This window comes from Synechococcus sp. MU1655, from assembly GCF_023630655.1.
GTDB lineage: Bacteria > Cyanobacteriota > Cyanobacteriia > PCC-6307 > Cyanobiaceae > Synechococcus_C.
Genome location: NZ_JAKUHK010000056.1, coordinates 1 through 8,789, shown reverse-complemented (window position 1 = coordinate 8,789; position 8,789 = coordinate 1). Strand labels below are relative to the sequence as shown.

Sequence of the window (8,789 nt, the reverse complement as noted above, 5' to 3'; positions counted from 1 at the left end):
CAGCGGGCCGATGCCGAGCCTCTCGCGCCACACATCGAGAGGGGTTTCCCAGCCTTCCTCCCAGCGCTGGGCCAGAAGGGGTCGGGCTTTGGCTCCCAGGTTGAGGCCGTAGGCAATCGCCGCACCCTCGTCTGCGTTTGGGTCGGCGTCATCGGGTGCGGTTTCATCGGAGTCTGCGTCGCTGACGCGATGGACCAGGTCGGCAGCGATCAGGAGTGCACTGCCTGGCCAGTGCAGCTGTTCGGTGGTGAACCCGTTGGCGGCAGCTTCGCCGGCCATGGTGATCGGCAATCCGGCGATCACATGCCAGAGATCGTGGGTGTGGCGGATGCGCATCTGCAAGTAGGCGTCGTCGCCTTCGACCCCATCCGGCAGCACGGGAGCGGGCAGTTCACTCAGTCCTTGCGATGCCATAAACAGGCCGTAGACATGGCCCAGCGATCCCGCCGGCAAGGCCACCAGCTCTGGCAGGGCCGGCCAGTTCCCCCAGTAGCGCTCCTGCACCAGCGGACGGATGGCTGGGTCGGTCTTGAGGCGGTCGCGGGCCGCCTGCGCCACCTCCGTTCCGTAGGTGGCATTGAGCAGGTCGAAGGCAGAGTCGAGGTTATCAGGATCACTGCAGAGCTCAGCCAGATCTACGGCCAGTCGCTTCAGCAAGGTGCGGTTGGTCGATGCCACAGCAGGAGCTCACTATGCGCTTCGATCATCCGACAGTCCGGCGGGTGGCCGCAGCTTTGTTAGATCATGCCTCCGCCAACTGCCACATCTCAGCGGCTTTGGCTGGATTCACACGACCATCCCTGCTTGTCTTAAGTGCACCGAATCGATAGGGCTGTTGGCCTTCGTGAGAATTGATCAAGTTAAGAATCACCCTGTATCGGTCCGTTCGAGCTCATATTGGGGCTTAATTAATAGATGAAGGTCTCAAAAACATTACAGATATTAATTCGAAAATATCATAGGTTGCTGCCAAACAAGCTTAGATTCGGTCTGCAAGTCTAGATTTTTTGCGGGTTATGGTTTCCCCTTGTAGCCTTGCCTTTTTGTGATAAATAAGCGATTATTAAGCCTCTTGGTAGAGCGTACTTTCAATAAAATAATCAATAAATATTAAGTCTTTAAAGCGTTGTCTGGCCGGCATCGTTGTTAGAAATTTGTTTACTTAGAAGGGATTTCTCAGGGTTTATTAGTAGCTTGACTGCCAATGAGCTCCCAAGCCTCAGCGGCCGTCTCTGCAAATTGAATTAATTGAAGATCGTCATCATCAATCAATCCAGAATCAGCCATAAAATCAAAGTCAATAAGGCGAGACCAATACTCCCTACCGAAAAGAATTATTGGCATCGCATGTTGTGTTCCTACCTGGCGGAGTGTTAGCAACTCAAATAGTTCATCAAGAGTGCCATAACCACCTGGAAACAGCACAGCGCCAACGGCACGCATCACAAAGTGAAATTTACGTAAAGCAAAGTAGTTAAATTTAAAGCAGAGGTCTGGAGTGATGTATGGATTGGGATTTTGTTCATGCGGCAATTCAATATTCAGTCCGATGGAACGGCATCCAGCATCAAAGGCACCACGATTAGCGGCTTCCATAATCCCAGGACCACCTCCCGTAACAATCACATGGGAAGAACAGGAAGGCCCTGGGCTTTCTCCTGATTGACCAAAATGGGAGGCAAGAAAAGCAAATTCTCTTGCTTCTTTGTAAAACTTAGATAACTCCAATATCTTTTCTGCTCGACTAACGTTTCGTTGCACTTTTGCTGAACCTGGATTTGCATCTAAGTTTTTCATTGCTTCTTTGAGAGTTGCTTTCGCGGCTGACTTTTCTTGTATACGTGCACCTCCAAACACGATAATCGTGGATGTGATGCCAGCTTCTTCAAAGTAAAGCTCAGGTTTGCTGATTTCTAGCAGCATCCTTACGCCACGCATCGAGGAACTGTTGAGAAGATCAAGATCCTGATGAGCGAGCTGATAAGTGTCTGATTGGATAATCTTTTTGAGGTTGTCAGCTACTCGTGTTTGATCCTGACTTGGTAGCTCTGAATCCATCAAGTTTGAAGAAATCATCGGTAGCTCCTTACAGCATGTTGGCTGCTAGTTCAGCCAAAGCACTACGCTCTCCACGCGTTAAGGTCATATGACCAACAAGGGTTTGACCTTTCAATCGTTCTGCGAGCCAGGTGAGACCGTTGCTATCAGCATCCACATAGGGGTTATCAATTTGATAAGGGTCACCTGTGAAGACAATTTTGGTTCCTTCACCCACCCTCGTCACGATTGTTTTTACCTCATGGGGGGTGAGATTTTGTGCTTCATCCACAACCATGAATTGATGAGGAATCGAGCGACCACGGATGTAGTTAATGGCTTCCACTTCTAGAAGCCCCATTTCGCGGAGATCAGACCAGGAGCTTTTTGGACCACCACCATGGCGGCGGCGATCATCCTTTTGCTCATTGCTCATGGCATCACCCGTAAGGAAATCGAGGTTGTCCACGATCGGTTGCATCCAAGGAGCAAGTTTCTCGTCCAGAGTTCCCGGTAAAAAACCGATTTCTTTGCCGAGTGAAACTGGCGGACGGGTTACCAGCAGTCGGGCATAGCGATGCTCATCAGCGACCTGATGCAGACCTGCAGCAATCGCAAGCAGGGTTTTACCGGTGCCAGCTTTACCCACAAGGGTGACTAGTTCTACGGATGGATCCAGTAAGAGGTCAAGCGCAAAATTTTGTTCGCGGTTGCGTGGCTTTAGGCGCCCGAGACGGGCACGTTTGAGCCAAACCAGAGGTTTCAGTTCGCCGGAATCACCTTCTTGACGCGCCAAAAAGGTGTGGTCTGAGCTGTCGCGGTCGATCAGGGTTACCCCTTCATTGGGCTGCAAGGACCCCGCCGTTTCAGCTGGAAGCTCCTTCACGCCAAGACGACCGCTTTGATGTAACGCTTCAATCAGATCTGCAGAAACTTTGACGCCTGTCGCCCCTGGATAGAGGTCGGCAATTGCCACTTTGTCGTTGGTGTAATCCTCTGCAGCCAGCCCTACGGCATCTGCTTTGATTCTCAAATTGGTGTCTTTGGTGATCAACACCACCTCTGGCGGTTCATTGAGTCCTTTCCCTCGCATCTGTTCCAGGGCTACTGCAAGAATGTTGTTGTCGCCACCGCCTCCGCTGAGTTCCGGTGGTAACTGAGCCAAGGTTTCAGCCCGACAGAACGCCACTTCGAGGGTGCCGTTGCCACCAGGCTTGAGCGGGACACCGTTTGCGAGGTTTCCTCTCTGACGCAGACCATCGAGCAACCGGGCTATGCGTCGGGCATTGCGCCCCTTCTCAGACGGATCTCGCTTAAAGCGATCAATTTCTTCGATCACCTGAATGGGCAGAACGATGCGATTGGATCCGAAACTTCTGGGAGCATCTGGATCATGTAGGAGAACATTGGTATCGAGTACAACTACCTTCATGGTCATGACAAACCCTCTCACTTCTCTATTTGCAACCTAGATCACAAAAAACCATTCAAATGCTTTTGTTACTAGTTCTTTACTAGCCACAATTGATTTAATAGAGGTCTGATCAGTTGCGTTGTTTTATCCTTTAATTATGCCTCCTGGCTCCCAGCGATTGATGATTGCGATGGTGATTTCAAAAGAGGCAGCTTTCGCTTTCTGATCAGATCTTTCATGAATTCAATGCTGGATCATCGTCAGCGAAACAGTTCACGTATTGAATTATACAAACAACAAATCTTTGTTAACACGTTCAACGCTAGGATACTCGATCAAGTAACCCCTGACACAGGACGTAACCTCTTTGTGAGATGAAAATGGTATTGCCTTCAGTCATTGACAATGACTAAGACCATCAAGCCAAAAACCATTGCAGATCTGGAAAGCGGTTTCCCCTCCTACTGCAAAGCCTTAAGACGGTTGGTTGAGGCGGGCAACAGTCTTGAAAAAGTTAAACGAACAATATGCTGGGATTGCCTTCAGCGTTTACACTCTTCACTCCCTAATATTTATCACTCTCCTGAATATCTCTTTTATAAGTATATTCGTACGAGATTGATACTCAAGGAAGTTTAGTTCTTCTCTAGAGCTCTCTTTCCTTTCGGATTCGGCTCGCCCGATAGATGTCTTGCTCCGGGACGCTTGGCTGTTGAAGCATTCAGGATTTTAGGTCAGATGATCCTCCCTTGGAGGTCAGGCTTTTTTGACGATCAATCGAACTGATATCGGCGGTGGCTCTTCGTCTCAGCAAGCAATCAGTGGCCAATCAATGGTTGATTTCACTGGACATGGTGAAGACTCAAGATGTCAATGTAGCGGCGAAAAAACGTGGATCCAGTGTATAAAAATTTTTACGAAAAATGGCAACGTCAAGACTGACATCCCTAGGGCTCATGCCCATAGTGTGAATTTGATCAGTCCAGATGACTTCTCCCACGGACTTGTTACAGGACTGGTTGGTCAGATTCGATTCTTTGCTTCAGACAGACGACCCTACAGCCGTGTTGTCGTTATTTGCTCCGGATTGCTTCTGGCGTGATTTGCTTGCATTCACTTGGAATTTAACGACAGAAGAAGGGCCTGCCGCCATCGAAGCAATGCTGCATGAACGCTTGGCTGACGTGGCGCCGAATGATTTCCGGATCGTTGGAGTTCCTCAGGACGTTGATGGTGTTTTAGAAGGTTGGTTTTGCTTTCAAACCCGTGTGGCTCGCTGTAGCGGTCATGTCCGCTTGCGTCAGGGAAGGATTTGGACGCTTCTCACAGCGATGGATGCTCTTAAGGGGCACGAACAACAGGTTCGCGAACATCGGCAGCGCGGTGCTGAATTTGGCGTTGATCCCCAGCGTTTGTCATGGGCGGAGCGTCGTGAAGCAGAGCAGCAGTCTTTGGGGCTCTCGGAACAGCCGGAAGTCGTCATCGTTGGCGGCGGTCAGGCCGGTCTCACCCTTGCCGCTCGCCTTCGGCATCTGGAGGTGCCCACCCTTGTGCTGGAGAAGTGGTCCAGACCTGGCGATCAGTGGCGCCGCCGCTACAAAACCCTTTGTTTGCATGACCCCGTTCAGTACTGCAAATTCCCTTATTTGCCCTTCCCTGAAGGATGGCCCCTCTTTGCTCCCAAGGATCGGCTTGCCGACTGGATGGAGGCCTACGTCAACTTGATGGGACTGCACGTCTGGTGTGGTTCGCCAGCCCATAGCGCGAGCTTTGATCCCGACCAGGATCGTTGGCTGGTACGTACAGAGCGTGACGGCCAGTCGGTGGAGCTGCGACCCCGCCACCTGGTGATGGCTTTGGGAGTTGCGGGCTATCCGAACCTGCCTGAGATTCCTGGTGCTGACAGTTTTATTGGAGAGCAGCACCACTCCAGCGCCCATCCCGGACCTGACGCTTATCGCGGCAAGCGCTGCGTGGTTGTGGGCTCAAATAACTCGGCCCATGACATTGCCTCAGCTCTCTGGAAGGTCGGAGCGGCAGAGGTGACGATGTTGCAACGCAGTTCGACGATGATTGCGCCGGTCCCGGCGCTAGAAAAATTTGGTGCTTGGTCTATTTATTCAGATGAAGCAATACAGCAGGGCATCACACCTGAGCAGTCGGATATGACGATGGCTTCGATCCCCTACAAGCTTCTACCGAAGTGGCAGAAGCCAATTTATGACGCGATGCGCGTTGAATATGCAGACTTCTATACCCGGTTAGAACGGGCCGGTTTTTTACTTGATTTCGGGTCTGACGATACTGGTGTGTTCATGAAATTTCTGCGCAGAGGCTCTGGTTATTACATGGATGTGGGTGCTTCGGAGCTTGTGGCGGATGGTCGCATCAAGCTCCGTAGTGGGATCGAAATCGAACGCTTCACTCCTGAAACAGTGGTGCTCAACGACGGAAGCATTTTGGAGGCTGATCTGGTGGTGTACGCCACTGGTTATGGCTCCATGAATCGTTTCTTGGAGGATCTCATCTCACCCGAAGTGGCAGCGAAGGTAGGCAAGGTTTGGGGGCTTGGTTCTGATACCCCGAAGGACCCCGGCCCCTGGGAAGGTGAGCTTCGCAACATGTGGAAGCCCACTCAAGTGGAGAACCTTTGGATTCATGGGGGCAACTTGCATTTGTGCCGTCACTACTCGCTTTATTTGGCGCTACAGCTCAAAGCCCGCTTAGTTGGTCTTGAGACTCCGGTTTATCGTCGATCACCTAGTTTTCATCGCTCATGACGTTCTGATTCATCAAAAATATGTAGGGATGAGCTAACAATTTTTAGATCAATTAGCGCTAAATGGATAATCAATTGTCGTTTGCACGAACTTGTGCACGGATCAGAACAGGAACGCGTTTAAAAGCCGGCGTTCCACAGGCCTGATCAGATACCCCACGCATCAAGACATTGGCTTCCGGGAAAAACATCAGTCCGCACCCCTGCCTGATCGATCCTGGGATTAATTCAATCTGCTGAAGGGTCCCTGCTTCACCCTGAACCGTGACTTGATCGTGAGCTACAAAACCAAACTTCTGCAAATCCTCAGGGTTAATCAGTAGTGTTTGTCGGTGGGGCATGCCGCGATACCGATCAGCTGCCTTATACACAACCGTATTGTGCTGCCCATGGCTGCGGGCAGTGATGAGATTGAGCACAAAACCCCGCTCACCATCGGCCAAACCACCAAAGTGATCCACATCAGGAAGAGTCAATTCTGGCAACGGCGTTGGCGTGAGCTGAGCCCGTCCGTTTGGGGTGGAAAAACGGGGCACTGGAAACACCCTGCCACTCACTTGGAACTCGCGATTGGTGGCATCAATACCCGCCATTCCCTCATATCCTGGCACCGTCTTGGCAATTAATTCACGCACATAAATCGGATCCTGAAGACGTTTCCAGTGGATCGGATCATCACCAAAGATGCGATGCGCTAACTCAGCCAAAAATCCCACTTCGCTGGACAGATTGGCTCGTTTTAAATGAGTGCTTCCAGGCTCATTGAATCGAACCCAGTTATTCCCCGACTCGACAGTTGTGCGATGGGGCGTCTCAAAACGATTAAAGACCGGAAGGATCAAGGTCTGGCGAGCACCAAGCCCATGAAAATGGCCCTGATTGGGTTTGGTCGCGAGATAGGCGATGGTGTCAATCCGCCCGAGTGCGCGACGTGCCTGGGTGCTGTCCGGATTGGCGCCAAAGAGATTTCCGCCAAGACAGAGCAGTGCATCCACCTCACCACGATCTGCAGCCTCAATCAGATCCCTGGCGTGAAAACCAGGGGTGCGGCTCAAGGGGCGTTTGAGCAAGGCCTCAAGGGCCAGTAGCATCGGTTCGCGCAAGCGAACTGACACCCCCATCGAGCCAAAACCCTGCACGTTGGAATGTCCACGGATTGGCATCGTTCCCGCCCCAGGGCGGCCAACATTTCCGCTTAAAACCGCTGAGTTAGCAATCGCCTGAACATTGGTGGTTCCATTGGAGTGATGCGTGATCCCCATCGCCCAAGCGAACACCACAGAGCGGCAATTCGCCAAACGGGCAGCAGTGCACTCCAATTCTTCGCGACTGAGGCCACAGCATTGGGTGATCGACTCCCAGCTCGTAGACATCAGTTGGTCTTGCAAGGCCTCCCAGCCGTCGCTATGCGACTTCACAAAGTCCCATGCGATAGCGCCACTCTCCAACCAGGCCTTTTGAAACCCGAGGAAGACGGCCGTATCGGATCCCGGAATCGGTTGCAAATAAAGAGACGCGATCTCACTGCTTAGCAATAACGAACGGATCGGGAAGGCAGGGGAACCAAACTTGAGCAGACCCCCCTCAACAACGGGATTGATCACCACCACCGTGCCCCCTCGTTCCCGGAGCCGAATCAATTCATTCATCAAACGGGGATGATTGGCAGGAGCGTTGGAACCCACAAGCACCACACCATCGGCTTGACGCAAACTCTCCAAGCTCACATTGGAGGTCCCACTTCCGAAAACGCGAGTGAGCCCCACACTGGATGGGGCATGGCAAAGATCTGAGCAATCCGCGAGGTTGTTTGAACCTCGGGCCCGCATCAGCAACTGGAGTAGATACGCCGCTTCATTGGAAGAGCGCCCCGAGCTGTACGAAGCCACCCGCTCAGGAGACGAGGTCTTGAAGGCCTCAGCAAGAAGGGCATACACCTCGTCCCACTGGATCGGTTCGTAGAGGTCGCATCCCGAGCGCTGAATCAGAGGGTGTTCCAGACGACCTAACCGGTCACAAGAGGATGAATCCAACTGCTGCAGCTCCACCACACTGCGACGCTTGAACACATGGCGGGGAACAGCCGGCTGCAGTTCGGCCCGGATCGCTTCCACGCTTTTGATGCAACGCTGGAGCGGCTCCCCGAGCTCATCGCGAAAACCACCGTTCTGGCCACCAGTGCCCCACGCACAAGACAAACAAGCACTCTTGTGATTCAAGGTTTGCCAGAGCCTTTTGCCTCTGCGGCTTATCGTTGCCCGTCCCCACCCAGTGATGACGGACCAACCGCCACCCCTTTTCATTCCGCCCTGAGGCAAAGTATTGGAATCGATATCCATGATTTCAGATATCTAACGGTCTCTTGAAACTAGATAGCTCTGATTCGTTCCACACGCATCGAGTATTAATGCAACTTCTTTCGTTGCTTGATTCGGTTTAAGCCCTCAAGGCTGAAATGAAGACCTAATGCGGTTGCAAGCCATCAAAAAATTGAGTCAGCAATGCCAATATTCAGAACAACTTGCAGTCCAGAATCTACGGTCGAACTAGAAATTCTCT

General features: G+C 51.8%; 6 protein-coding genes. 2 read left to right on the top strand and 4 right to left on the bottom strand.

The window, feature by feature from the left end:
• The 3 genes from NCN04_RS04385 to NCN04_RS04375 all read right to left on the bottom strand — a co-directional run.
• Positions 1-678, bottom strand: a 678-nt coding sequence (locus tag NCN04_RS04385; RefSeq protein ID WP_250395284.1) for a Coq4 family protein, incomplete at its 3' end; no start/stop codon positions are given.
• A 498-nt stretch (positions 679-1,176) separates the two neighbouring features.
• A complete protein-coding gene (locus NCN04_RS04380) occupies positions 1,177-2,058 on the bottom strand; it encodes an LOG family protein (RefSeq protein WP_250395285.1) in 882 nt (293 codons plus the stop codon).
• Between the two features lie 28 nt (positions 2,059-2,086).
• Positions 2,087-3,475, bottom strand: coding sequence for a PhoH family protein (locus NCN04_RS04375; RefSeq protein ID WP_250395283.1), 1,389 nt, complete (start codon positions 3,473-3,475; stop codon positions 2,087-2,089).
• A 381-nt stretch (positions 3,476-3,856) separates the two neighbouring features.
• Here NCN04_RS04375 and NCN04_RS04370 point away from each other — a divergent pair, with 381 nt between their 5' ends.
• Together NCN04_RS04370 and NCN04_RS04365 are read left to right on the top strand one after the other, a co-directional pair.
• The gene (locus tag NCN04_RS04370; RefSeq protein ID WP_250395282.1) at positions 3,857-4,090 is read left to right on the top strand and encodes a DUF3136 domain-containing protein; all 234 of its coding nucleotides are present in this window, start codon (positions 3,857-3,859) and stop codon (positions 4,088-4,090) included.
• A 347-nt stretch (positions 4,091-4,437) separates the two neighbouring features.
• A complete protein-coding gene (locus NCN04_RS04365) occupies positions 4,438-6,231 on the top strand; it encodes an NAD(P)/FAD-dependent oxidoreductase (RefSeq protein ID WP_250395281.1) in 1,794 nt (597 codons plus the stop codon).
• A gap of 70 nt (positions 6,232-6,301) precedes the next feature.
• Here NCN04_RS04365 and NCN04_RS04360 read toward each other — a convergent pair whose 3' ends face one another.
• Positions 6,302-8,569: an FdhF/YdeP family oxidoreductase gene (locus NCN04_RS04360; RefSeq protein ID WP_250395280.1), complete on the bottom strand. Its 2,268-nt coding sequence runs from the start codon at positions 8,567-8,569 to the stop codon at positions 6,302-6,304.
• Positions 8,570-8,789: the final 220 nt, after the last annotated feature.

Excerpts from the sequence above, each read along its gene's own strand:
- NCN04_RS04365 (WP_250395281.1), top strand. The coding sequence starts at position 4,438 with ATGACTTCTCCCACGGACTTGTTACAGGACTGGTTGGTCAGATTCGAT.
- NCN04_RS04360 (WP_250395280.1), bottom strand. The coding sequence starts at position 8,569 with ATGGATATCGATTCCAATACTTTGCCTCAGGGCGGAATGAAAAGGGGT.
- NCN04_RS04380 (WP_250395285.1), bottom strand. The coding sequence starts at position 2,058 with ATGGATTCAGAGCTACCAAGTCAGGATCAAACACGAGTAGCTGACAAC.
- NCN04_RS04370 (WP_250395282.1), top strand. The coding sequence starts at position 3,857 with ATGACTAAGACCATCAAGCCAAAAACCATTGCAGATCTGGAAAGCGGT.
- NCN04_RS04375 (WP_250395283.1), bottom strand. The coding sequence starts at position 3,475 with ATGACCATGAAGGTAGTTGTACTCGATACCAATGTTCTCCTACATGAT.